This is a genomic window from Zhongshania sp. R06B22 (genome assembly GCF_040892595.1).
GTDB lineage: Bacteria > Pseudomonadota > Gammaproteobacteria > Pseudomonadales > Spongiibacteraceae > Spongiibacter > Spongiibacter arctica.
Map to the genome: position 1 here is coordinate 1,725,511 of NZ_JBFRYB010000001.1, position 23,120 is coordinate 1,748,630.

At 48.8% G+C, this 23,120-nt stretch carries 24 protein-coding genes; all 24 read left to right on the forward strand.

All coding sequences use genetic code 11. From position 1 onward, the window contains the following. Window positions 1–15: 15 nt before the first annotated feature. The 24 genes from AB4875_RS07810 (at window position 16) to fliQ (ending at window position 23,117) form a co-directional block, all read left to right on the forward strand. Window positions 16–438, forward strand: coding sequence for a rod-binding protein (locus AB4875_RS07810; RefSeq protein ID WP_368375497.1), 423 nt, complete (start codon window positions 16–18; stop codon window positions 436–438). A gap of 10 nt (window positions 439–448) precedes the next feature. After that, window positions 449–2,338, forward strand: a complete 1,890-nt coding sequence (gene flgK, locus AB4875_RS07815) for a flagellar hook-associated protein FlgK (protein ID WP_368375498.1) — start codon at window positions 449–451, stop codon at window positions 2,336–2,338. Between the two features lie 80 nt (window positions 2,339–2,418). Continuing rightward, window positions 2,419–3,612: a flagellar hook-associated protein FlgL gene (gene flgL / locus AB4875_RS07820; RefSeq protein WP_368375499.1), complete on the forward strand. Its 1,194-nt coding sequence runs from the start codon at window positions 2,419–2,421 to the stop codon at window positions 3,610–3,612. A gap of 428 nt (window positions 3,613–4,040) precedes the next feature. Next, window positions 4,041–4,442 carry a hypothetical protein gene (locus AB4875_RS07825; RefSeq protein WP_368375500.1) on the forward strand — a complete coding sequence of 134 codons (402 nt, stop codon included), beginning with the start codon at window positions 4,041–4,043 and terminating at the stop codon, window positions 4,440–4,442. A gap of 305 nt (window positions 4,443–4,747) precedes the next feature. Beyond that, window positions 4,748–6,142 (forward strand): flagellin, encoded by a 1,395-nt coding sequence (locus AB4875_RS07830; RefSeq protein WP_368375501.1) that lies wholly within the window; start codon window positions 4,748–4,750, stop codon window positions 6,140–6,142. 143 nt (window positions 6,143–6,285) lie between these two features. Beyond that, window positions 6,286–6,780 carry a flagellar protein FlaG gene (locus AB4875_RS07835; RefSeq protein WP_368375502.1) on the forward strand — a complete coding sequence of 165 codons (495 nt, stop codon included), beginning with the start codon at window positions 6,286–6,288 and terminating at the stop codon, window positions 6,778–6,780. 163 nt (window positions 6,781–6,943) lie between these two features. After that, window positions 6,944–8,344, forward strand: coding sequence for a flagellar filament capping protein FliD (gene fliD, locus AB4875_RS07840; RefSeq protein WP_368375503.1), 1,401 nt, complete (start codon window positions 6,944–6,946; stop codon window positions 8,342–8,344). 100 nt (window positions 8,345–8,444) lie between these two features. Then, the gene (gene fliS, locus AB4875_RS07845; RefSeq protein WP_368375504.1) at window positions 8,445–8,879 is read left to right on the forward strand and encodes a flagellar export chaperone FliS; all 435 of its coding nucleotides are present in this window, start codon (window positions 8,445–8,447) and stop codon (window positions 8,877–8,879) included. 78 nt (window positions 8,880–8,957) lie between these two features. Continuing rightward, on the forward strand, window positions 8,958–9,305 hold the full coding sequence (fliT, locus tag AB4875_RS07850) for a flagellar protein FliT (RefSeq protein ID WP_368375505.1): 348 nt from the start codon (window positions 8,958–8,960) through the stop codon (window positions 9,303–9,305). A gap of 218 nt (window positions 9,306–9,523) precedes the next feature. Beyond that, a complete protein-coding gene (locus AB4875_RS07855; RefSeq protein WP_368375506.1) occupies window positions 9,524–10,618 on the forward strand; it encodes a sigma-54 interaction domain-containing protein in 1,095 nt (364 codons plus the stop codon). 484 nt (window positions 10,619–11,102) lie between these two features. Next, window positions 11,103–12,101 carry a sigma-54 interaction domain-containing protein gene (locus AB4875_RS07860; protein WP_368375507.1) on the forward strand — a complete coding sequence of 333 codons (999 nt, stop codon included), beginning with the start codon at window positions 11,103–11,105 and terminating at the stop codon, window positions 12,099–12,101. 11 nt (window positions 12,102–12,112) lie between these two features. Then, a complete protein-coding gene (gene fliE / locus AB4875_RS07865; RefSeq protein WP_368375508.1) occupies window positions 12,113–12,460 on the forward strand; it encodes a flagellar hook-basal body complex protein FliE in 348 nt (115 codons plus the stop codon). A gap of 39 nt (window positions 12,461–12,499) precedes the next feature. Further along, the gene (gene fliF, locus AB4875_RS07870; RefSeq protein ID WP_368375509.1) at window positions 12,500–14,131 is read left to right on the forward strand and encodes a flagellar basal-body MS-ring/collar protein FliF; all 1,632 of its coding nucleotides are present in this window, start codon (window positions 12,500–12,502) and stop codon (window positions 14,129–14,131) included. After that, a complete protein-coding gene (fliG, locus tag AB4875_RS07875) occupies window positions 14,118–15,140 on the forward strand; it encodes a flagellar motor switch protein FliG (protein WP_368375510.1) in 1,023 nt (340 codons plus the stop codon). The genes fliF and fliG overlap by 14 nt, the downstream gene beginning before the upstream one ends. 70 nt (window positions 15,141–15,210) lie before the next feature. After that, window positions 15,211–15,927: a FliH/SctL family protein gene (locus tag AB4875_RS07880; RefSeq protein ID WP_368375511.1), complete on the forward strand. Its 717-nt coding sequence runs from the start codon at window positions 15,211–15,213 to the stop codon at window positions 15,925–15,927. 42 nt (window positions 15,928–15,969) lie between these two features. After that, window positions 15,970–17,310: a flagellar protein export ATPase FliI gene (fliI, locus tag AB4875_RS07885; RefSeq protein ID WP_368375512.1), complete on the forward strand. Its 1,341-nt coding sequence runs from the start codon at window positions 15,970–15,972 to the stop codon at window positions 17,308–17,310. Window positions 17,311–17,375: 65 nt separating this feature from the next. Next, entirely contained in the window at window positions 17,376–17,837 is a 462-nt protein-coding gene (gene fliJ / locus AB4875_RS07890) for a flagellar export protein FliJ (protein WP_368375513.1), read from the forward strand. 145 nt (window positions 17,838–17,982) lie between these two features. Continuing rightward, a complete protein-coding gene (locus AB4875_RS07895) occupies window positions 17,983–19,275 on the forward strand; it encodes a flagellar hook-length control protein FliK (protein WP_368375514.1) in 1,293 nt (430 codons plus the stop codon). A gap of 380 nt (window positions 19,276–19,655) precedes the next feature. Next, a complete protein-coding gene (locus AB4875_RS07900) occupies window positions 19,656–20,129 on the forward strand; it encodes a flagellar basal body-associated FliL family protein (RefSeq protein ID WP_368375515.1) in 474 nt (157 codons plus the stop codon). Between the two features lie 10 nt (window positions 20,130–20,139). Next, complete coding sequence (locus tag AB4875_RS07905; RefSeq protein ID WP_368375516.1) at window positions 20,140–21,087, forward strand: flagellar motor switch protein FliM; 948 nt, start codon at window positions 20,140–20,142, stop codon at window positions 21,085–21,087. Between the two features lie 9 nt (window positions 21,088–21,096). Continuing rightward, on the forward strand, window positions 21,097–21,501 hold the full coding sequence (fliN, locus tag AB4875_RS07910) for a flagellar motor switch protein FliN (protein ID WP_368375517.1): 405 nt from the start codon (window positions 21,097–21,099) through the stop codon (window positions 21,499–21,501). Beyond that, window positions 21,501–22,004: a flagellar biosynthetic protein FliO gene (gene fliO / locus AB4875_RS07915; protein WP_368375518.1), complete on the forward strand. Its 504-nt coding sequence runs from the start codon at window positions 21,501–21,503 to the stop codon at window positions 22,002–22,004. The genes fliN and fliO overlap by 1 nt, the downstream gene beginning before the upstream one ends. Then, on the forward strand, window positions 22,001–22,747 hold the full coding sequence (gene fliP, locus AB4875_RS07920) for a flagellar type III secretion system pore protein FliP (protein ID WP_368375519.1): 747 nt from the start codon (window positions 22,001–22,003) through the stop codon (window positions 22,745–22,747). Before fliO ends, fliP begins: the two co-directional genes overlap by 4 nt. 100 nt (window positions 22,748–22,847) lie before the next feature. Continuing rightward, window positions 22,848–23,117 carry a flagellar biosynthesis protein FliQ gene (gene fliQ, locus AB4875_RS07925; RefSeq protein WP_368375520.1) on the forward strand — a complete coding sequence of 90 codons (270 nt, stop codon included), beginning with the start codon at window positions 22,848–22,850 and terminating at the stop codon, window positions 23,115–23,117. Window positions 23,118–23,120 lie beyond the last annotated feature (3 nt).

Sequence of the window (23,120 nt, forward strand, 5' to 3'; positions counted from 1 at the left end):
CAAGGTTGAAATCTAATGGACGTTAAGGCAGCAGCTAATTATCACGACTTTTCGGGCTTGGCCGCGCTGCGCAGTGATGCCGAGGCTTCGCCTGAAGAAGCCATTGAGCCGGTTGCCAAACAGTTTGAAGCCTTGTTTTTGCAAATGATGTTAAAGAGTATGCGCGCGGCAGTGCCCGAAGGCGGCTTGTTTAGTGATAGTAGTGTGGCGATGTATGAAGAAATGCTCGACAGCCAGCTGTCGGTAACCTTGTCTGATCAAGGTGGCATTGGCATGGCTGAGTCGATAGTAACGCAATTAAAAGGGCCTGCGGATCAATCGCCGCAAGCCTTAAGTGCCGAGGGTAGCGCGCTGCGCAGTCGGCTGCAGCAGCTTGGTGGTATTGAGCGCAGTATTCAAGATTTTAGCTTGAACGCCGATAAATCGGTTAGTAAATAAGGGGTAGTTCATGGGTGATATGTTAGGTAATGCGTTGTCGGGACTGGTGTCTTATCAGCGTGCCTTGGCAACTACCAGTCATAATATTGCCAATGCGGATACCGAGGGCTATAGCCGCCAGAAAGTCGACTTTGCCACTCGTGTGCCATCGCAATCCGGTAGTTTAACCATTGGCTCTGGCGTTAAAGTGTCGTCGATCAGTCGCGTGTATGACGCCTTCACCGTCGATCAGTTACGCACTTCTCAGTCTGCATTTTCCCAAGCAGAAAGTTATTTCCAATTAGCTAGTCAAGTTGATAATGCCTTGGCGGATGCCGACCTTGGTCTCAGTGCATCCTTGTCTCGGTTCTATAATAGTCTGCAAGACGTGGCAGATAACCCCTCGTCTATTCCCGCACGGCAATTGATGTTGGCCGAATCGGAGAGTTTGGGTGATCGCTTTGCAGATTTGTCATCTCAGCTGGACAGCTTAGAACGCGAGGTGAGCACCCGCGTCCGAGCGTCAGTGAGTGATATCAATGACTTCAGCACTCAAATTGCTGAACTCAATCTAATGATTAGTAAAGCTCAGGGGCAGTTTGGCACCGAAGCTAATGATTTGCTTGATCAGCGAGATCAGGCCTTATTGTCACTTAATGAGCTAATCGGCACCTCTTCGGTTGAGCAGGCTGACGGCACTGTCAGTGTGTTTATCGGCAACGGTGAAGCGCTGGTTTTGGGTGAGCGCGCACTTGCAATGCGGGCAGTGACCAATGTGTTCGAGCCCGGCCGGGTAGAAATTGCAATGGAAGTCGGTGGCAATAGCGCGGTTATAAGTGACAGTCTGAGCGGTGGCAGTCTGGGTGGCACTTTGAGTTTCAGAGATGGTGTATTAAGCGATACCCGTAATGAGTTGGGACGACTCACGGTGGCGATTGCCGATACCCTCAATAATATTAATCGCTCTGGTATGGACTTAAAGGGTGAGCAGGGTGGCGATATATTCTCGGTCTCAGATCCCGAGGTCTATCGCAGTAGAAACAATACCAGCGGTGCAGAATTTAATGCGCAGGTAAGCGATGTTTCGGCGCTGACAGGCAACAATACCCTTATTCGTTTAGATGGCAGTGGCTGGCGCTTCTTTGATGAATCTACCGGTGCCGCTGTCGCCGGCGTAACGGGAACTGGTAGCGCTGCCGATCCCTTCATTGTGGATGGTGTGTCCCTTAGTTTGACCTCTCCGGCGGCGCTGGGCGATCAGTTCTTGTTGCGCTCAACCCAGGGCGCGGCAGATAGCCTAAAGGTGATCATGACTGATCCGGCTGGTATTGCTGCGGCTGCTGCGACACGCAGCACGGCAGATTTGAACAATATTGGCTCGGGGCAAATATCTGAAACCGATGTCATCGACAGTAGCAATCCAAACTTGCTTAGCCCCGTCGCCATTCAGTTTTTGTCGGCGACTAGTTATCAGGTCAATGGCGCGGGTAGTTTCAGTTTCACATCGGGCTCAGATATTACGATTAACGGCAGTAAAGTGACGATTACCGGGTCTCCTGAGGCGGGTGATCAATTTACTATCGGCGCAAACACTAACGCTTTAGGTGATAACCGCAACTTATTGAAAATGGCGGCCGCGGAAAGTAGTAAGGTACTTAATGGCGGCAGTGCCAGTATTCAAGATACCGTGAATGGCTTGGTGGGTGATATTGCTGTGGCGACTCGTAGTGCCCAGATAAATTATCAGTCTCAAGAAAACCTGCTTAATCAAACCCGTACTAACCAGCAATCGATATCCGGCGTGAATCTCGACGAAGAGGCCGCGAATTTACTAAAATTTCAGCAGGCTTATCAGGCCGCAGCACAGGCTGCGAGCGTAGCGAATGACCTATTTCAAGCACTGTTGGGCGCATTTCGTTAAGACATAGAGTTAGTGTTCGGGTTGTCATTGCAGCAAATCGACATTAAAGACAGGTAGCGGCAGGAATAGAGAGTAGGCTAATGAGAATTTCAACCAGTCAAATGTATACCAACAGCGTGACTAGTATGCTTAACCAGCAATCTAAGCTGGCGGCCACGCAGGAACAATTGTCGACCGGTAAACGCGTTCTTAGCCCCTCGGAGGATCCTGTGGGTGCGGTTCGCAGTCTCGAGCTAAATCGCGCTCAAGATCAAACCACGCAGTATTTACGCAATGCAGATTTACTCGATAGTCGTCTCCGCCTTGAGGAGAGTATTGTCGAAAGCACTATAAATGTTGTTCAGCGTGTTCGTGAGCTTACTATTCAGGCTAATAATGATTCACAGAGTAATGAATCGCGTCTGTCTATCGCTTCCGAGATGCGGCAGCAATTGGATAATCTGCTTGGCTATGCAAATACCAAGGATAGCAGTGGTCATTTCATCTTTGCGGGTTACCAAGAGAACAGTGCACCATTCTCCAAAACTGCGAATGGGTATATCTATAATGGTGACGATGGCCAGCGCGAACTACAAATCGGTCCATCACGTCGCATGGCTGATGGCGACCCCGGCTCAGATGTCTACATGGGCATCTTTAATGGCAATGGTCAGTTTATCGCGAGCGCCGCCACTACGAATACTGGTACCGGAATTATTGACGCTGGCAGCGTTGCCGATGTCACTGCTTTTAATCGCGATAACGTGACCATTCGCTTTAGCAGTGACACCCAGTATGATCTGATTGATGACAGCGGCGCTGTTATTGACAGTGGTGATTACCTGGACGGCGGCGATATCCGCGTTGCCGGTATGTCGGTTGGCATCGAAGGCCAGCCGGCGGCTGGCGATGAATTTAATTTAGGTCCCTCAAGACGCCAAGATTTATTCTCAATGCTTGAGTCACTAACGGTATCACTGGAAACGGAGCGAAAAAATCCCACCGAGCGCGCGGCTCAGCACAATGAAATAAACACCGCGCTCAGTGGCTTCGATCAAGCTCTGGATCATCTAATACAAAAGCAATCTAATATTGGCGCCCGAATGGAGTCTCTCCAGCGTCAGGTAGATATCAACGAGGGGGCGACGCTACAAATCGCGGAAAGCCTGAGCTTGATCAATGATTTAGATTACGCTGAAGCGATTTCACGGTTTAGTCAGCAGCAAGCGGCGCTGCAGGCAGCGCAACAGGCCTTTGCTAAGACCCAGGGTTTGTCGCTATTCAATTATTTGTAAGTTGATAGCGACGCTATATTTTTTTCTCACTCTCAACTCTTACAGTTGAGGTGATGGGATGATCGCCTTTCTTTATAATTATTTCGTCTCAACTTAACTATATAAACTCTTCTATCAAGGCTAGCTCCCTAGCGGTAATCCACTACCTTATCCTGTCGCCACCAAGACGATGACATTTTTATACATAGATTGTGCTCCCTATTCCATTTTGTAAAAAATTTAAGGCCATGATTTTTAATGGTTTTCATTTTTTCTGTGAGTTGAGGGAAGCGAAAGTTAGCTATGTATACTTACATTAGTTTTAATAGATCTACTTTTGTCTCGTGCGATAGCTAGCGTAATCAATAACAATCAGCGGAAGAAGCCACGAGTCCCATAGTGGGCATACTACCGCAGCGTCCACTGTGAAATATTGGGAAGATCACTTCATGAATACAGCGTATAAACCATCCAAGCTCCTATGGGCAGCCATTGTATTGTGTGTTCTGGTACTTATAGCTCATGAATTGCTCGGAACACCCATGGTACTGCCTCCTTTATCTGCTGCCGATTTGCCGGCGGAGGTTGTATGGCTGCACCATTTTTCTTGGCACGTTGGCTCCATCGCAATCATAGCGATGATTGCACTATTTATTCTCGCCACTAAAAAGCGAGATAACTTATTGATGGCGACGGTTGCTACTGCGATGAGTTTTGGCTTCGCATTACTCGGCGTCAGTTTGGCGATAGGCGGTGATAAGGCGCTTTGGGGCACACCTGCACCTTACGCGTGGTGCATCGTCGCGATTATTGGAAGCCTTGGGATTATTAGATCGCGCAGAATGGAATGAGTAGTAGGGCGCGAACGATTAAAATCATGACGCCATTAGGTAATATTTGAGTTTTAAGTAACTTTAGTTTTCGATTTTCGGGTCGATATGACTGAAGTCCAATATTCTTAGGGCCTACAGCGGCTAAATAACGCAGTTTTGATGTTCAATACTCACCCAAATGCGTACATCTACTTACTAAATAAACTTAAAGATCTTCCTTGGAACTCCGTTATATGGGGTGAAAGCAAATCACAGTCAATCAGACTGGTGCTTAATCAAAGACTCTTAGTCTTTATACCGCATAGTTTGGAAGGAGATTTACCATGGCCCTAAGTATTAACACCAATGTTGCGTCACTGAATGCACAGCGTAATTTGGAAAAGTCGCAAGAGACATTGAACACTTCGCTGCAGCGCCTTTCTACTGGCCTGCGTATTAATAGTGCAAAAGATGATGCGGCCGGTTTGGCGATCACTACGCGCTTCACAACGCAAATCAACGGTCTGAACCAAGCGGTTCGTAACGCCAATGACGGTATCTCACTAGCGCAAACGGGTGAAGCGGCCATCGACGAAATTACAAACAACTTGCAGCGTATTCGTGAGCTAGCAGTACAGTCTGCTAACTCAACATACTCTGCTTCTGACCGCCAAGCACTGGATTCAGAGGTGCAGCAACGTCTAGCTGAAATCGATCGTATCGGCAGTCAAACCTCCTTCAACGGTACCAAGCTTCTCGACGGTAGCTTCGGTAGCGCCAGCTTCCAAGTGGGTGCAAATGTTGGTGAAACTATCGGTGTTAACTTGGCAACCGGCGTAAAATCTAACCAGATTGGCCAGATAGCCAGCACAACCGGCACTGCAACTGCAGCGGCCATCCCTGCTAGCACTCTTAGTATTGCAGTCGGGTCTGGTGATGCAGTGGTCATCGATGCATCTGTAGCAGGTAATGGCGCAGGTCAAACTGCCGCTAGTGCTTTTGCTAAAGCAGATGCCATAAACTCGGCTGGTGTATTCGGCTTGAGTGCGACCGCGACTAACGAAAGCACCTTGGCATTCACCGATATCGGTGGATCCGCAACTGACACTTACGCACTGACGATTAATGGTGTGGATGTGTATGACGCGGGTACTGATGCCTCTACGGCTATCGATATTGACGCCTTTGTAAACACCGTAAACCAGAAATCGGTCGAAACCGGTGTAACAGCGACCGTGTCGGGTACGGATGTAGTATTCACTGCTGCTGATGGCCGCGAGATCGCCCTGGACGAGACCACAGTAGTCGGTGGTGTTGGTGACGACACCAGTTATGGCAGTGTGACCCTGTCATCGTCAGACACCATTACGGTGGTCGGCGGCACTACAATCGGGGTGACTGATGGCACGGTGGCAAAAGATACCACCACTTTATCCTCAGTGTCGGTCTCTTCTGTTGCTAACTCAAACGATGCGATTCAACGGATCGACTCGGCTCTGAGTTCAGTAAGTAGTCTGCGGAGTGAGTTTGGTGCGGTTCAAAACCGCTTCGAGTCTACGATCACTAACTTGCAGACTATCTCTGAAAACCTGTCTGCATCACGTGGCCGGATTCTCGATGCTGACTTTGCCGCAGAAACCGCGAACCTGACCAAAGCACAGATCCTGCAGCAGGCTGGTACCGCCATCCTAGCTCAGGCTAATGCGCTTCCACAGGCTGCTTTAAGTCTGCTGCAGTAAGCAGCGTATACCCGATGATACCCCGCGCTCTTTGAACGCGGGGTTTGTCGGCCCCAAAAGGGAGTTAAAGGGAGAGACTTAAGGGCCAATTGGCCCTATTTGTGTTCTCCGATTAGCTGTTTTAATGGGTGAAAGGTTAGATTATGGACACGAGCTTAAATGTACAAGTAGTCGCGACAGGGGTCGCTAAATCGCCGCCGAGGGCAGTGAATACCTCGCCAAATATGGGCCAGGTGTCGGCAGCTAGGCAGTCTCAAGCCGGCAAGGTATTGCCTCAGGACTCGAATTTAGGCCTCAAATTGCCGCTAGCAGCAGAAAAGAAGGACGCTGCAGAGAAAGCAGCCACCGTAACGCAGCGCGATCAGCTAAGTCGTATGGCCGTCGCCCTCGTCACTGAACTTGGTTCGCGGGGAAATGTTGAGCGCACCGAGCAGGCCGTTGCAAAACTCAATGAGATTCTTAAAGATCGCGAGCGCGACCTAGAGTTTTCAGTAGATGAAGACACTGGGCGAACTGTTCTTAAAGTCATACACGCGGAATCTGGCGAGGTCATTCGGCAAATTCCTCCTGAAGAGTTACTTCATATAGCGCGAGTGTTTATTGAAGGTACCGGCAGTTTGATTGATGATCAGGCATGATTGGCGCGATACCTGCATTGCAGTACCGATATGAAGTATTCTAATGAATGTTTTTATATGTATTTAAAGACATATTATATGCGTTAGTAAGTATATGTGTTTATGGCGATACTACGGTATTGATCCATAATGTAATGTTGAAAGAAGCGGGCAGGTAAAAGACATGGCAACTATAACCGCATCCGGAATAGGCTCAGGTCTCGATATCAATAATATCGTTTCACAATTGGTGGCAGCGGAACGCGGCCCCACGGAAACGCGACTAAATTCGAAAGAATCGCTGATTCAGGCGCGACTATCTGCGTTTGGCTCCCTTAAATCCGCTCTCACAAATTTCCAGTCCAGTCTTAGCACTCTCGCTAATCCTGATAGCTTTACCAAACGCAGTGCATCGATTCAGGATCCAACCGTCTTCTCTGCGGCGACCACAGATGTCGCCGCATCAGGTAGTTACTCTGTTGAAGTAGAGCAGTTGGCCGCCAGCCAAAAAATTGCATCTCAAGCCTATACCGATAGTGATACCAGTGTCGGTAGCGGTGATTTGAGCTTTACCGTCAATGGCGAGTCCTTTTCGGTGACCATAGCTGACGGGGCCGACAGTTTGGCGGATATCCGTGATGCGGTGAATTCTGCTGCAGATAATACCGGGGTATCGGCCTCAATTATTAACGACCAAGACGGTGCACATTTGGTGTTCTCTGCGACCAAGACGGGGGTGGAGAATGCCGTCAATATCGCTGTAACTAACGGTGCCAGTGGTGACCTGAGTCAGTTGGCTTATGATAATAGTTTAGAGACTCAGCTGAGCTCGATGGTCGAGAAGACCGCGGCCCTGGATTCGATTGTTATCGTCGATGGTTTTACTCAAACCAGTGCGAATACAAAAATAGAAGGCATGATTGACGGTGTGACCCTAGATCTCAAGAAAGCCCTGCCGGGTGAAAGTTTTAGCCTTAGTATACAAGTTGATAGCCGCTCGGTTAAAAGTGCTATTGAGGGTTTTGTCACTAATTATAATACCTTAATGACCACCATAAACGATCTCACCGCATACGACCCAGAGACCAAAACAGCTGGTTTATTGCAGGGCGATTCGGCAACACGTAGCGTTGCGAATCAGTTGCGCCAGGAAATGGGCACTATCGTTAGTGGTTTGGGAACCGAGCTAGATTCTCTTGCTGAGCTGGGTATTACCACTGGCGATAAAAATAAACTGGTGCTAGACAGTGAGCAGTTCGCAGAAGTGATGAGCTCTGACTTCGATAAGCTCAGTGGCATTTTTTCAAGTGAGTCCGGCTATGCGGTTAGGCTAGACAGCCTAATAGGCAATCTTACCGCTAGCGGTGGAATTTTGTCGAATCGCACCGATGGCCTAAGTAGTCAAGTTGAGCGTATCAATGAGCAGCGTGAAGCCTTAGAGAAACGCATCGTGGGTATTGAGGCTCGTTATCAGGCTCAATTCAGTGCGCTAGATAGCTTGCTGGGTCAGCTTAACTCGACTGGTGATTTTTTGACTCAGCAATTGGCGAACCTGCCTGGCACCGTATTCAGAAACGGTAAATAGTGAATGCTTGTAAGTATAAATACCTTGATAAATCGCTAAAGAAAAACACTGAAAAGTCGTCAATTGGGGTAAGCAACGAAGCTTACCAAGAGGAAAAAAAATGAGCTATTCAGCAGGTAGGGCGACTCAAGCATATGCATCAGTAGGGGCTCAGTCGAGGGTGTCGGCAGCAACACCGCATCGCCTAGTTCAGCTTTTAATGGATGGTGCGCTTGATAGACTGGCGATCGCTAAGGGTCACATGCAACGCAGAGAAGTACCGCAAAAAGTCAATGCGGTAAATCGGGCTATGTCGATAGTCGACGGTTTGCGAATGAGTTTAGATCACAGCATTGACGCGGCGATGAGCGATAATCTGGAAAATCTATATGATTATATGAATCGTCGTCTTTTACTTGCCAATATTAACAATGATGTTTCGGGTTTAGATGAAGTGTCTGCTTTGTTGCGCGAGTTAAAGGAGGCATGGGATGCCATACCCCAAGGCTTACAAAATGGCGAAGTCAATAAAAGTGCAGCCTCATCAACAATGTGATGGTGAAATCGAGTGTATTTTAGCTTTGCTCTGTTCGTGGCGCTCGGGCCACGACAGGAGCAGCTTCTATGGTGAATAATGAACAATATTGAAAGCATACCTACAGCGCTCACTGCCAGACAACGCAGCTTGCAGGCCCTGATGTCCTTGACTGAATATATTCAAGAGCTTGCAGAGAACAATGATTGGGTGTCAGCACTCAACGAGCAGCGCCGGCGCCGTCTTTTAATGGATGAATTCTTTGCAACGCCCTGTACTCCCGCGGAGAGCAGCGACGTAGCCAGTGTTATTGAAAAGATACTTTTGGTTGATAAGTTGGTTAGCGAAATGTTGTATCGCCAGCGCGGCACAATGACCCAGGAGGCCAATCAATCGTGTCAAAATATTCGCAATGTCGATCGCTATTTGAGCAATAGCCCTTTCTAAAATCGCCGCTTTTGTGTCTTATATTGTGCCTTCAGCAATGCTGTCGCAGCATAACCTAGGACATCCACGTATACACAGCCACCCTATTTCTTATGCATTATAGAGACACTGGCAATGCATATTGATATCACGGCATTGTTTCCGGGGCCTATTTTGCAATGCGATTATCTGTTCTAACGTTTGCTGGGCGCTATATTCATTGAACGAGTGAACCTTCAATGCGGAACAATAATAAATTAATCACTGAAGACTATGATCTAGTTGCCAAAAAAACACTGGAGTCACGAGCGATGCGCGATCTTGATGAGTTAATTTCTCAGGTAGCGACGTTCGACACCTTGGTGCTTATTCGTGGTGAGTCTGGCAGCGGCAAAGAAGTTGTCGCTCGGCGTATTCACAATGCATCTCCTCGAGCAACTAAAGCCTTTATTCCGGTTAACTGTGGCGCTATTCCCGCCGACTTATTGGAAAGTGAATTATTTGGTCATGAAAAGGGCGCGTTTACGGGGGCGATAGCTACTCGTCAGGGACGATTTGAGCTGGCTGAAGGTGGAACCCTATTTCTTGACGAAATTGGTGATATGAGCCTGCCTATGCAGGTTAAGTTGCTGCGGGTGTTGCAAGAGCGTTGTTTCGAGCGTGTTGGCAGTAATGATACCAAAAAGTGTAATGTACGCATTCTAGCTGCCACTCACCGCAATCTAGAAGAGATGGTGGCAGAGGGTACTTTTCGAGAAGATTTATTTTATCGATTAGATGTTTTTCCTATCGAAGTGCCGGCGTTAAGAGAGCACACCGAAGATGTTTCAGTCCTGATGTCCATTTTTATGGAAAAGCTAGAAGCTAGAGGTATGCGTACTCCCCGATTCTCTTCTAGCGCCTTGCGCGCCTTAAAAGTGTATGGCTGGCCAGGAAACATCCGCGAGCTAGAAAATTTGATGGAACGTTTAGCGATTACGCATGCCGGCAAACTGGTTGGTATGAACGATTTGCCTAGGCGCTTTCGCACCATGGGCATGGTTGACTTTGCTATCGATGAAGAACGTGAAGATCAAGATGCTTTGATGACGTCTTTGTTAGCACGTCCCTGTAGTGATGATCTCGATGTGGCAGTGTCAGTGCAAGCTAGCAATGGTAAGCCGCCTCTACCCGAAGATGGCATTGATTTAAAATCGTATCTACAAGATATTGAGCAGTGGTTTATCTCCGAAGCTCTGCGTAAAGAGCAGGGTGTGATTACCCGTGCAGCTCAGTTGCTGGGACTGCAGCGCACAACTTTAGCCGAGAAAATGAAGAAATTAGGTGTGTTGTAATCCATTATGATTACTCCGCTTGCTTATTAGCTAGGGCCCATAATAATAAGTATCCCGCCTTAGTGCATTTTCAGTGTTATTTAAACTCCTACATTAAAAACTAACGTCAATAATAAGTTGGTTTTGCACATAAAATAATTCCAAACTTTATCCCTTCCGTTTGCTTATAAATGGCGCCAAAAAACGCTCGCCAAAAAACCGTCGCGAATATCAATTTATACTATAACTTGTTGTTTTTGAACGGCTTTATATAGTGGCATGACGATTGCTTTATGTTTGGAAAGTAATTGATGTAGGCCTGCGACGATGACAAAAGATAAATCTAAGAACAATAGTTTCAATGGAAACAAAAATCTTATCGATAGTCGTTGCTTGGATTTCTGTCATCGCGAAATAACATACGCCACGCAACGTTTACTTACGGAATTATCGATTGCAAAACGTCTCGCTGCGAATAGCCGTGCTACTAATGGAGGTCGTTAAGATGGCTGATCTAATTATAGCCGATAAGGCATCAAAATCAGTACAAGAGCTCGCGTCTCGTGTTGCTAAGACTGATGCGACCGTATTGATAAGTGGTCCGAGTGGCGCTGGTAAAGAAGTTTATGCACGTTTTATTCACAGTCAGTCTCGGCGTTCCGAAGCGCCATTTATTGCTTTGAATTGCGCAGCGATTCCAGAAAACATGCTTGAAGCCATGCTGTTCGGTTATGAAAAAGGTGCGTTTACCGGGGCGATCAGTAGCCATACAGGGAAGTTCGAGCAGGCTCAGGGAGGAACTTTATTACTTGACGAAATTTCAGAGATGGACCTCGGCTTGCAAAGCAAGCTTTTGCGGGTATTGCAGGAGCGTGAGCTAGAGCGTTTAGGTAGCAGGAAAACGCTGAAACTTGATGTCCGGGTTATTGCAACGAGCAACCAGGATGTTCGCGCGGCAGTTCGCGAAGGTGAATTTCGTGAGGATTTGTTTTATCGCCTAAATGTTTTCCCCTTGTTCGTCCCCAGTCTTGCTGAGCGTCGTGGCGATATTTTGCCTCTTGCATATCACTTTTTGGGTCGCGATAGCAGTGTCCGTGATCCCTCTGTCATGTTGAATGAGGAGGTGATTCATAAATTATTGGCCTATGCATGGCCTGGCAATGTTCGCGAACTGGATAACGTGATTCAGCGCGCTTTGATTTTGAGACAGGAAGACGTCATCACTGAGCGAGATATTCAATTTGAAACTGGATTGAGATTTGTCAGTGATTTTGACGAGCACTTTGATCGTGCTGCTGCCGAGAATACGGTTGGAGAGGTGCAGTCTAGTGATAATGGCGGTGTACTGGGTGGATACATGCGGGATCAGGAGCGCCGCGTTATAACGGACGCCCTGCAAATGGGGCGATCTAAAAAAGAGGCAGCTGAAATCCTCGGTATTAGCCCGCGGACTTTGCGCTACAAGCTCGCACGCTTGCGTGAACAACGTTATATCGCCGGTTAAGGAGTAGAGACATGTCAGATATGCGCGTAGACCAAATTCTCACTCAGATTCGCTCACTCCGCGACCAAACTGCGGTCTCTGGGCCCGAAGGCGGCACAAATAGCCTGGGCGCTATAAATGTGGGTGGCACGCCGAAAGTCGATTTTGGCTCGGTACTTAAGCAGTCCATTGACTCCGTAAATGATATGCAGAAAAGCGCTGGTACATTGCGTAACGCCTTCGAGCGCGGAGACCCAGATGTGAGCTTGACCGAGGTGATGGTTAGCTCGGAGAAGTCTTCGGTTAGTTTTAAAGCCATGGTAGAAGTGCGCAATAAATTTGTAGAGGCTTATCAAGAAGTGATGAGGATGTCGATGTAATGGCAGGTATCAGCGTAATCGTGACGGTGGAGAATCATCATGGCCGAAACTAAAGCAAACCCACCCGCCAATTTGTTGGCGCAGCTGGCAGGGAATGACGTTCTGCGCCAATTACTTATATTAGTGGGAATTGCCGCCAGTGTTGCTGTCGGGGTGGCGGCAGTAATGTGGTCGCAGGGTAGTGATTACCGCACTTTATACGCCAATGTTGAGCCGCAGCGGGCTGCCGGCGTTGTCGATGCACTAACTGCTGCGGGTATCCCTTATAAAATTGAAGACGGTACTGGGTCTATCATGGTACCAACGAAGCAGTTGCATGACGCGCGTATCAAACTTGCTGGGCAGGGCGTTATGCGTGATGGGTCTGGTATGGCTATGCTAGAGCAGGAACAAGGCTTTGGTGTTAGTGAATTTATGCAGTCTAAGAAATTTCATTACGCCTTAGAGCAGGAGTTGGGCCGAACGATTGAAAGTATGCATCAAGTGCGCAAGGCACGGGTGCATTTGGCCATTCCCAAGCAATCAGTATTTGTTCGTGACCGCAAAGCGGCTAGTGCGTCAATTATGTTAGATGTGTTCCCCGGCAGCATTATCGACAAGCAAAATGTGGGAGCTATTGTGAATCTGGTAGCGTCAAGTATCACCGGTTTATCACCCGATCAAGTTACTGTAGTCGACCAGCAGGGGCAGCAATTGTCTTCTCAGGACGACCAGGACGACCTGGGGCTGAGCTCGCGTCAATTTACTTATCGTCAGCGTATTGAAGAGTCTTATCAGAGAAATATTGAAGAGTTATTGGGCCCCTTGGCCGACGCCGGTCAAGTGCGCGTTAAGGTGGCTGCAGATATTGATTTTTCCAGTGCCGAGCAAAGTCGCGAAAGCTGGAGTCCAGAAAGTAAGGTGGTTCGCAGCGAGCAGATAAATGAGCAGATGAGCGGTGATGTGAACGCCAATGCCAGCGGTATTCCTGGCGCTTTAACTAATCAGCCGCCAACTAACGGCGCAGGGAATAACAATGGGGCGGCGGATACCGGTAACCGATCTATTGTTCGTAATTACGAAATAGAGCGAATTCTGAATTATTCATCGACACCGACTGGCACGGTTCGTCGGCTCTCGGTTGCAGTGGTGGTGGCTAATCGTCAAGGCACTGATGCAGAGGGTCAAAGTACATTGGTAGAAGTGTCACCGGTAGAGTTGGAAAAACTGAATTTGTTGGTGCGAGATGCTATCGGTTTTGACGCGACCCGCGGTGATCGAGTCACCGTAGTTTCTGCCGATTTTATACCCCAAGAAAATATTGAAATGGAAACGGTTGAAACGGCTTTCTGGGAGCAAGCATGGTTTGCAAATCTGATTAAGCAGTCGCTGGTTGGTATAGGCGTATTGTTTATTATTTTCGCCATCCTGCGCCCCGGAATGCGGACATTAATGAATGCGCAGGTTAACGCCGCGCATGCCGCGCCTCGGGCCTTAGCAGGTGGCGGGGAAGCTGGTGTCAGCGGTGAGGTATTGCACCCTGCGATAGCCGCACTAGGTGCACCACCTATGGAGGGACGTATGGGCTTTGAAGATAAGATGACTGAGGTGCGCTCGGTGGTGGATGAGAATCCACAGCGGGTTGCTCAAGTAATGAAAAAATGGGTGGCAGAAGAAAATGGCAAATCCTGAGATGGCGACGAATTCCGGCGGTAGCGGCAGCGAGAAGGCAGCTTTATTCTTGCTGATGCTCGGTGAAGAGCAAGCGTCCAAGGTACTAAAGTTTGTAGAGCCATACGAGGTTGAACGAATCGGCACCGCTATGGCGTCTATTCGCAGTGTAGACAATCGTTTGGCCGAGGCCGTCGTAGATGACTTCCGTAGCGCCTTGCATCAAGAAACCTCCCTAGGTGTGGGTGTGCATGGCTATGTGCGTAAGTTATTTACTTCAACCTTAGGTGATCAAAAAGGCAGTACCTTAGCTGATCGGGTTCTCGGTGATGAAGAAACCCAGGAAATGAGCTCCCTGCGCTGGTTGGAGCCAGAGGCATTGCTTCACATGATGCAGGATGAGCACCCCCAGATTATCGCCATTACCATGGCGCATATGGATCAGGCTCAGGCAGTCGCGGTGCTCAAACAGATGCCGCCTGCACTACAAGACGATATCGTGATGCGTATTGCCAATATGCAAACCATTCCCCAGTCAGCTATGCGCCAATTACAGACCGTGCTCAAGAAAAAACTGTCTGTAACCGCGACCTTTAAAAACCGTAAAATTGATGGTGCCAAGACCGTTGCAGGCATTATGAATGGCTTAGATCCCGATTCTGAAACTCGCATTCTGGAGGTGGTCGCCAAAGAAAATCAATCCCTCTCTGATCGCATCCAAGACCTGATGTTTGTGTTCGGTAATCTCATCAATATTCCTGACAAGGGCATTCAATTACTGTTGCGCGAAGTCGGTTCCGATGTGCTGCCAATGGCACTTAAAGGCGCCGATGAGCAGGTGCGTGAGAAGATCTTAGGAAATATGTCTAAGCGCGCTCGCGAGATGTTGCTTGAAGACATGGAGTCACGTGGCCCCATGAAGCTAAGCGATGTTGAAGCTGCCCAGAAGGATATATTGGCGGTGGCAAGAAAGCTTGCAGATGCTGGCCAAATTGACTTGGGTCGCGGTGGTGGCGATGACTACGTTTAATGGGATTGGTTGTTTGGTGTCGATTAGTCTCGCCGTCACCTTGCGAGTTATAGGGAATTAGGAAGCTAGTATGGCAGATATCTTTCAGGTCTTTAGTCCCCGCGTTGTAGCCGCGGATGCGCAAGCCCAAGAGCCGCCGGTGAAGAGCCCGGTTGATGAGCGAGGGTATCAAACGTGGGTGCCACCGCGGGTTAGCGGTGCGGTAGCCAACACGGCTGCAGCGAAAAAAGAATCATCGCCCCATAGCGACCTGCCAAATGAAGCGGATCTTGCCCGTGAAGCCGCTAAAAAACAGGGTTTCGAGCAAGGACTTGCAGAGGGACACGCCGAGGCTAAGCGCATACTTGCCGAACAAAGCCAGCAACTACAACTGGCAATGGCAGCCTTGCGCGAGCCGCAAAAATGGGTGGATACCGAGCTAGAGCGTGAATTATTGGCCATGACCCTGACCTTGTCTCGCCAGCTTTTGCGACATGAGTTGAGTGTTCGGCCGGAATTGATTGAAAACCTAGTGCATCAGGCCATCGAGGCCTTACCGCTGACCAGCGGCGACTTAAATATTTATCTTAACCCCGCCGATGTTGATGTGTTGCGTGAACTAGCGGCGGAGCACGGCGAGCCAATCGAATCGTCATGGATTCTTCTAGAAGACCCTAGTGTGAGCCGCGGCGGATGCCGTATCAGCAATGACTGCTCGCGTATTGACGAGGAGCTTGAAACTCGACTGCAGCGCATTACGGCTGAAATGTTGGGTGAGCAAACGGAATTAACGCCTGCCCATGGCTGAGTACATCGCGGCAATACCACTGCAGTATAAGAGTAAGTGTTTATGACAGTATCAGCTCGCGGCGAACTGACGGCAAAATTCGCACAGTATCGTCAACGTCTCAGTGGTGCTGATCGGCCGGTGGTCGAAGGCCAGCTTAAACGTGTGGTCGGCACCATGCTAGAGGCGGTGGGTTGCAAGGCGCCAGTGGGCGGTTACTGCCTGGTGGAAGCGGCTGATGGCGAATGGCTAGAAACTGAGGTGGTTGGCTTTGCCACCGACAAAATCTTATTAATGCCCACTGGTGAATTGCGCGGGGTAATGCCAAATGCCCGAGTGATACCTATTGAAAAGGGCTCAGACTTCCCGGTTGGCGACGGTCTCTTGGGGCGGGTGCTAGATGGCGCAGCAAGACCCCTAGACGGCAAAGGCCCGCTGCAATGCAGTCAGACACGCTCCATCTCAGGCGTGCCTATAAACCCTTTGTTACGCCAGCCTATACGCGAGCCGCTGGATGTTGGGGTGCGCTCTATCAACGCCTTACTCACAGTAGGTCGCGGCCAGCGACTTGGCCTTTTTGCCGGCAGTGGTGTGGGTAAAAGCGTACTCCTGGGTATGATGACCCGATTCACAGAAGCGGATGTGGTGGTAGTAGGTCTTATTGGCGAACGTGGCCGAGAAGTAAAAGAATTTATCGACAGCATTTTAGGTACAGAAGATATGAAGCGCGCGGTGGTCATCGCCACGCCCGCAGATCACCCGCCACTGATGCGTATGCGGGGTGCTTGGCTAGCAACATCTATCGCCGAACACTTCCGTGATCAGGGTAAGCAGGTGTTACTACTTATGGATTCTCTCACTCGTTTCGCTCAAGCTCAACGTGAGGTTGCGCTGGCCACGGGTGAGCCGCCGGCGACCAAAGGGTATCCGCCATCGGTATTTGCGCGCTTACCAGCCTTGGTCGAACGAGCGGGTAATGGCGCGGCAGGCGGTGGATCAATCACCGCATTCTATACCGTTCTTGCGGAGGGCGATGATCAGAATGATCCGATTGTCGACTCGGCTAGGGCGATACTAGATGGGCATGTGGTCTTGTCGCGGGCCCTTGCCGATGCTGGGCATTTTCCAGCCATAGATATTGAGCGGTCAGTGAGTCGAGCCATGAACGATGTCACCGACAAAAGTCACCAAGATCAGGTTCGCTACTTTCGGCAGATGTATTCGCTGTACCAGCAGAATAAAGATCTGATTACGATCGGAGCCTACCAACCGGGCAGTGACGCTCGCCTAGACGAGGCGGTATCGGCATGGCCTAGAATGGTGAAGTTTCTACAGCAGGCCTATGACGAGTCTGAGGGCTTTGATAGGTCACTAGATCAGTTAAGTGTCTTGCTAGACGAATAATCAAGTAGTCGGTGTGGCACCCATCGCAGTAGCATTTTCGCAGTCACGTGGTAAGAGGTCTGACAATGAAAAAATCCAAGCGTATGCAAACCGTTAATAGCATTGCTGAGCGGGACGAGCGAGAACAGGCCGATAAATTCTCAAAGAGCCAGCGACACTGCGAGGCCCAAAAAAATAAATTAACAGAACTAAAGCAATATTATCAAGAATATGCAGACGCTAGTCGCAATCCGCGTGGTGAATTTTTAGATATAAACCGCTTGCAAGAATCCCGCGCCTTTATGGCCAAGTTGGCCACTGCGATTACCCAGCAGCGCGAAATAGTCCGTAAGACCGAACTTGCCATGAATACTGATCGCAAACATTGGATGGATTGTCGCCGCCGCGCAATGAGTATGCAAAAGCTCACTGAACGCTATGTTCATCAAGAATTATGCGAAGCGGAGGCAAGTGAACAGCGGGTAGCAGATGATCTAAGTAGTCAGCGCTTTGTTTGGGCTATGCGCCAAAATAGCGCGATGGCATAAACATTGCCTATAACTATATGAATACAAAAATTTCGCCATAGATATTGCGTTAGATTATTTCGTTAGGCGTATATAAATAGAATTTGTAAACCGATTTAGCCAGAAGTGAGTTACATTTCTAGACGTAACAAACAGGTCATACACGATGCAGAATAGTATTAGTCCAGCGTTACCTAAAGTAGACGGCAGTGCAAAGACCACTGCTCTGAGCAGCACGGGCAGTAGTGATGATGCTCAGCCAAGTACGCCATTTAATCAGTTGCTGAGCACCGCGCAAGGCGCGACACCAATTAAAGATATTGCAAGCTTTGAGTCAGCTGAAATGACGGGTGACCAGCAGCTTAGCGCAGACATTGATATATTTTCCGACTCTTTAGCCGATGTCGGCTTTGGCGGCAAATTGATGCCTGAAGGCGGACAGGGCTTGCCGTTTTCTGCGCTTGAGTCTAGCGAAGTCTTAAGCAGCGTTGCACTTCAAGAAGATAGTGAAGATGGCGATGTTCTAGTGACCTGGCAGCAGTCGCAGATTGACTGGTTTAGGCAGTCCACTTCACTAGTTTCTAATCAAGGCTCTACCGCTAGTGCTAGCTTGAATGCGGTGGCAGTGGGCCTCGATCTTGATACTAATGCAGCCAGAGGAAAATTTAGTGGGGGCGAGAACGTTGCTACTACTTTACTCAGCGTAAATGATAAAGGCAGCGACACTAAGGCAAATGTTGCCCTAACGGCAACAGTAGCTGGTGATTTAAGTAAGCCTACCACGGGTTTTGCGACCGCAATGCAGCTAAGTTCGGCGGCTAATGCACTACCAACTGTGAAGGCCGCTGGTCAGCCAATCGAATTAAAAGCTGATTTGACCGCAGGCCTTGATCTCTTGTCTGCTGCGCCGACGCGAAGCACCGATAATAGCGCCGCAGTGCGCGCGCCCGTTAATTTAACGGTAACTCAAAATGCTTTGACTGATCCTGCTTGGTCACAGGCTATGGCTGCTAAAATTTCGTGGATGGGGGGAAATGGTGTGCACAGCGCCACCCTGCAACTTCGTCCGGCTGAGCTAGGTAGCATCCATATTCAATTGTCTATGCAGGGAGATACCACCTCTGTGCAAATTCAAACCCAGCATAAAGATACCTCCGATCTTATGGAAAAGATGATGCCGCGCCTACACAGCGGTATGGAGAACCAAGGTTTGCGTCTAGAGGACGTTAAAGTTAGTCATAATCCGAACTTAAACGATGGCGGCGCCGCAAATAGTGGCCAGCAGTTTGCAGGACAGTCTGCGGGTGATCGTTCTGGCGCAGCCGATGACGGTCGCAATGGTATTAAGCAAAATGGTCTTGGTGAAAATGGTGTTGATGGCGTTGACGACGGCAGTTCCTCAGGGCTGCAGAACGCGACCGTAGTATTGCAAAACAGCGGAGTCGATTACTACGCTTAAGTGCTTATGCTGATGTCACTATTACTTACCAATATTTACACGCATAGATATCTCTTCTTGCCGGCGCTTATTCGCCGGCTTAAGCAAAATTTGATGGGGCTGGTTTTTAGCCGAGCTAGCCACACCATCTGCTTCTACTAGTTTTGTATTCCCCGCATAAAAGTTATCTGCGCGTACTCATGCTGTGGTTATTACTAATGGCCTGATTTCTCTGTATTGCTACAGTGGCTCTGTGCTCAGCCGCTAGCGCCAAATTATTGTCGTTCTCCCGGATAATTTTCATAACGTATTGTTATTTAAGCTATTTATTGGTTGGCATAAGCTTTGCTGTAACCCTATTAGAATGCTGATTTTTGGCGAAAAAGGAATTAGGAACAGGTATGAATAAAAAAATTATTATTATTGCGGTACAGGTCGTGGTGTTGATTGCGGCTGTGGGCGGTACCTGGTTTTTTATGCATGAACCTGAACCAGAGCCAGTTGCTGTTGTTGGTACCGACGGTAAGCCGATTGGTGAAGAGACAAATGCGAAGAAAGAGCCAGAGTATTACAGCCTGTCGCCGTCCTTTGTTGTTAATTTGCAGAATGAACGCGGTATTCGCTTTTTGATGGTGGAAATCGACTTAATGTCTCGCAAAGATGATGTCTTCTCTCGCATTGAGCAATATGAGCCGCGTATTCGCAATGACTTACTGATGTTATTCAGCAAATTAGATAGAGATGCCATAGCCACTGCCGAGCAGCGTCAGGGACTTCAGAATGAAGCACTTGCTGCGATCAACGAGGTACTGAAGGCAGAGTCTGGGAAAGGTGGCGTCGAGGCAGTTTACTTCACCAAGTTTGTGATTCAGTGAGGATAGCGACATGAGCGATATTCTCGATCCCGAAGAACTAGAAGCTTTAATGGAGGGTGAGGATCAGAACGATCCGGGTCGCGAAAAGTATAATTTGGCCCGCCAAGATTATGCTATCCAGCGATTGATCCCCGCACTATCACTTATCCAATCACAGTTTGCTACGGCCACCCGGGATCGGATGCGCGAGTTTGTCTCCACAGTGGATGCGGTGCGAGTTGATAAAATTACCGTTATGAAATTTGACGAAATGCTGAATACCTTACCCGCACCCTGCAGTATTTCTGTGGTGAAAGGTTTGCCAATGAACGCGAATATCTTATTGGCGTTTGAATCTGATTTGGTGTTTCAGATGGTCGATCGCTATTTCGGTGGATCGGGCAGTATTCAAAAAGGTCAGCGCGAACTACTGTCGGTCTCTGAGTTTAGTTTTATGGAAATGCTCAGTTCGGCCTTATTAACTGACGTGGCTAGCGCATGGAAATCGGTCATAAAAACTGAGCCCAGTATTGCCACCCAAGTAAGTGACTCGCGGATGTTGGACAGTATTGGCGAGGCTGATTCCCTGGTGGCAACAAGATTTATTGTTAACGTTGGCGAATTTGCTGGCGGCCTTTGGTCGATAGTGCCTTGGAGTGCCATTGATGCGGTGCGTGATAGCTTAAGCGATCCGGCAAAACCTACCAGCAAAGCATCAAGTGCAGATTGGCGAGACCGTCTGCTTGAGGGGCTGGAGACCGCGCCTATTGAATTAGTCGCCATTTTGGCTCAAACCCGAATGAGTTTAAAACGCGTTTCACTGCTTAAGGTGGGCGATGTCATCGATATTCCGTCGGCGGAAGATGTGATTCTTATGATCGACGATACGCCGTTTATGCACGGTCGCTTTGGCAGTAATGAAGACAAGTTAGCTGTTCGCTTGATCGGTAGATCGGAAACGAATCGAAATCAGCATTGAGGATTGACCATGACGGATCAAACTAATGACGAGCAAGTAAATGATGGCGATGCCACTAATCCAAATACGATGGCCGCAAGCGCGGAGAGCACAACTTTGAGTGACAATAATGCAGCGCAAACTACATCTCCAAAACAAGGAAACGGACGCATGAGCAAGGATATGAGTCTGGATATGATTATGGACGTCAACGTGAGTGTCGCCGTTGAAGTGGGGCGGACCAAAATGAGTATCCGAGACCTGCGTGACTTGAATCAGGGTGCGATTATTGAGCTAGACCGAGCGGCGGGCACCCCGCTGGATGTCCTTGTTAATGGGACCTTAGTGGCCCGTGGCGAGATCGTGGTAGTAAAAGATAAATACGGCATTATGCTGACCGAGGTGGTTGGTCAAGAAGAGCGCGAGCGTCACTAATGGTTATTTTCGCTAGTCATCGTAGGCTCTGCACAGCAGTAAAACTATTCAGTGCTGCGACCTTTACGCTACCGCTGAAAGTATTTGCCGAAGACCTTGCGGCTAAATCTGCTGCAGCGCCAATGCCGGTGGCTCCGTCGATAGATGTAGCTGGTATGGTTGGTAGTTTACTATTTGTGATTGTGTGCATTGTTGGCCTAACGTGGCTATTGCGTCGCAGTCGCTTGGTGTCTACAACTGGTCAGGCTGGTGTCAAACTGGTCTCGCAAATACCACTGAGCATGAAGGAAAAGTTGTTGGTAGTGCAGGTCGGCGATGAAAAATTATTGATAGGTTGTACCGCTACCGCAATCAATACGCTGCACTGCTGGGCGTCGTCGCCAGATGACGAAAGTGATAAGCCAGCGGAGTCGCCATTTGCCAAATTGCTGGCAAAGCGTCAAATGATGGCGCCATTAAGTAAGGCCAATATAGATCTCTCAGTGCGGGGTGAGTCGCAATGAAGCTTACCCGTATCCTGACGTTGCTATGCCTTTGTGGCTTGCCCTTGTTTGCCAATGCGGCGCCCTTAGCTTTACCTGCGGTTACCTCGGTAACTACCCCTGCAGGGGGCCAAGAATACTCGGTGTCATTGCAATTACTTGCGGTGATGACCGCGCTTACCTTGCTGCCAGCCATACTGCTGGGGATGACGGCATTTACACGAATTATGATTGTCCTGTCGATTTTACGCTTGGCCTTAGGTACTGGCCAAACACCGTCGAATCAAATTTTATTGAGTCTGGCGCTTTTCCTTACCCTGTTTATCATGCATCCGGTAGCAGAAATAGCGTATACCGATGCCATCAAACCCTATATCGCAGAAGAAATGAGCTTTGACCAAGCTCTTGAAACGGGCTTCCAGCCCTTTCGCGAATTTATGCTCCGCCAAACACGGGAAGAAGATATCGGTCGTTTTGCAGAGATCGCTGGCCTGCAACAGCTTGATAAGCCGGAAGACGTGCCTTTCACTATTCTCATGGCGTCGTTTCTTACCAGCGAGTTAAAAACCGCGTTTCAGATTGGCTTCCTACTTTTCATCCCTTTTGTGGTTATTGATCTCGTCGTCGCCAGCGTACTGATGTCGATGGGTATGATGATGCTATCGCCCATGATGATTTCGCTGCCGTTTAAAATTATGTTGTTTGTTTTGGTGGATGGCTGGACTTTGGTGATGGGTTCACTGGCGGCGAGTTTCTATCAATGACGGCCTTCATGGCAAAAACGACCTTGATGGCAATGACGACCTCGGCAGCAGTAAAGATAGTGGCGGCAAAGACTATGATAATAATGTACGAGGCCAGGCAATGAATGCAGACACGGTAATTGAACTCGGTCGTCAGGCTATGAATGTCACCGTACTATTGTCCGCTCCCTTGCTGTTGTCGGCACTTGCTGCCGGTTTGGCGATAGGGATGTTTCAGGCTGCAACCCAGATTCAGGATATGACTCTGAGCTTTATACCTAAGCTGGTTGTGCTGGTTGTGGTTTTGGGGGTTGCGGGCCCTTGGATGTTGGGCCAATTGCTTGATTATACCCGTCAATTATTCTCTATGATCCCGAGTTTAGTCGGGTAGCCT

Bases quoted from the DNA above. Each gene is read 5' to 3' on its own strand.
- AB4875_RS07810 (WP_368375497.1), top strand. From the start codon at position 16: ATGGACGTTAAGGCAGCAGCTAATTATCACGACTTTTCGGGCTTGGCC.
- flgK (WP_368375498.1), top strand. From the start codon at position 449: ATGGGTGATATGTTAGGTAATGCGTTGTCGGGACTGGTGTCTTATCAG.
- flgL (WP_368375499.1), top strand. From the start codon at position 2,419: ATGAGAATTTCAACCAGTCAAATGTATACCAACAGCGTGACTAGTATG.
- AB4875_RS07825 (WP_368375500.1), top strand. From the start codon at position 4,041: ATGAATACAGCGTATAAACCATCCAAGCTCCTATGGGCAGCCATTGTA.
- AB4875_RS07830 (WP_368375501.1), top strand. From the start codon at position 4,748: ATGGCCCTAAGTATTAACACCAATGTTGCGTCACTGAATGCACAGCGT.
- AB4875_RS07835 (WP_368375502.1), top strand. From the start codon at position 6,286: ATGGACACGAGCTTAAATGTACAAGTAGTCGCGACAGGGGTCGCTAAA.
- fliD (WP_368375503.1), top strand. From the start codon at position 6,944: ATGGCAACTATAACCGCATCCGGAATAGGCTCAGGTCTCGATATCAAT.
- fliS (WP_368375504.1), top strand. From the start codon at position 8,445: ATGAGCTATTCAGCAGGTAGGGCGACTCAAGCATATGCATCAGTAGGG.
- fliT (WP_368375505.1), top strand. From the start codon at position 8,958: ATGAACAATATTGAAAGCATACCTACAGCGCTCACTGCCAGACAACGC.
- AB4875_RS07855 (WP_368375506.1), top strand. From the start codon at position 9,524: ATGCGGAACAATAATAAATTAATCACTGAAGACTATGATCTAGTTGCC.
- AB4875_RS07860 (WP_368375507.1), top strand. From the start codon at position 11,103: ATGGCTGATCTAATTATAGCCGATAAGGCATCAAAATCAGTACAAGAG.
- fliE (WP_368375508.1), top strand. From the start codon at position 12,113: ATGTCAGATATGCGCGTAGACCAAATTCTCACTCAGATTCGCTCACTC.
- fliF (WP_368375509.1), top strand. From the start codon at position 12,500: ATGGCCGAAACTAAAGCAAACCCACCCGCCAATTTGTTGGCGCAGCTG.
- fliG (WP_368375510.1), top strand. From the start codon at position 14,118: ATGGCAAATCCTGAGATGGCGACGAATTCCGGCGGTAGCGGCAGCGAG.
- AB4875_RS07880 (WP_368375511.1), top strand. From the start codon at position 15,211: ATGGCAGATATCTTTCAGGTCTTTAGTCCCCGCGTTGTAGCCGCGGAT.
- fliI (WP_368375512.1), top strand. From the start codon at position 15,970: ATGACAGTATCAGCTCGCGGCGAACTGACGGCAAAATTCGCACAGTAT.
- fliJ (WP_368375513.1), top strand. From the start codon at position 17,376: ATGAAAAAATCCAAGCGTATGCAAACCGTTAATAGCATTGCTGAGCGG.
- AB4875_RS07895 (WP_368375514.1), top strand. From the start codon at position 17,983: ATGCAGAATAGTATTAGTCCAGCGTTACCTAAAGTAGACGGCAGTGCA.
- AB4875_RS07900 (WP_368375515.1), top strand. From the start codon at position 19,656: ATGAATAAAAAAATTATTATTATTGCGGTACAGGTCGTGGTGTTGATT.
- AB4875_RS07905 (WP_368375516.1), top strand. From the start codon at position 20,140: ATGAGCGATATTCTCGATCCCGAAGAACTAGAAGCTTTAATGGAGGGT.
- fliN (WP_368375517.1), top strand. From the start codon at position 21,097: ATGACGGATCAAACTAATGACGAGCAAGTAAATGATGGCGATGCCACT.
- fliO (WP_368375518.1), top strand. From the start codon at position 21,501: ATGGTTATTTTCGCTAGTCATCGTAGGCTCTGCACAGCAGTAAAACTA.
- fliP (WP_368375519.1), top strand. From the start codon at position 22,001: ATGAAGCTTACCCGTATCCTGACGTTGCTATGCCTTTGTGGCTTGCCC.
- fliQ (WP_368375520.1), top strand. From the start codon at position 22,848: ATGAATGCAGACACGGTAATTGAACTCGGTCGTCAGGCTATGAATGTC.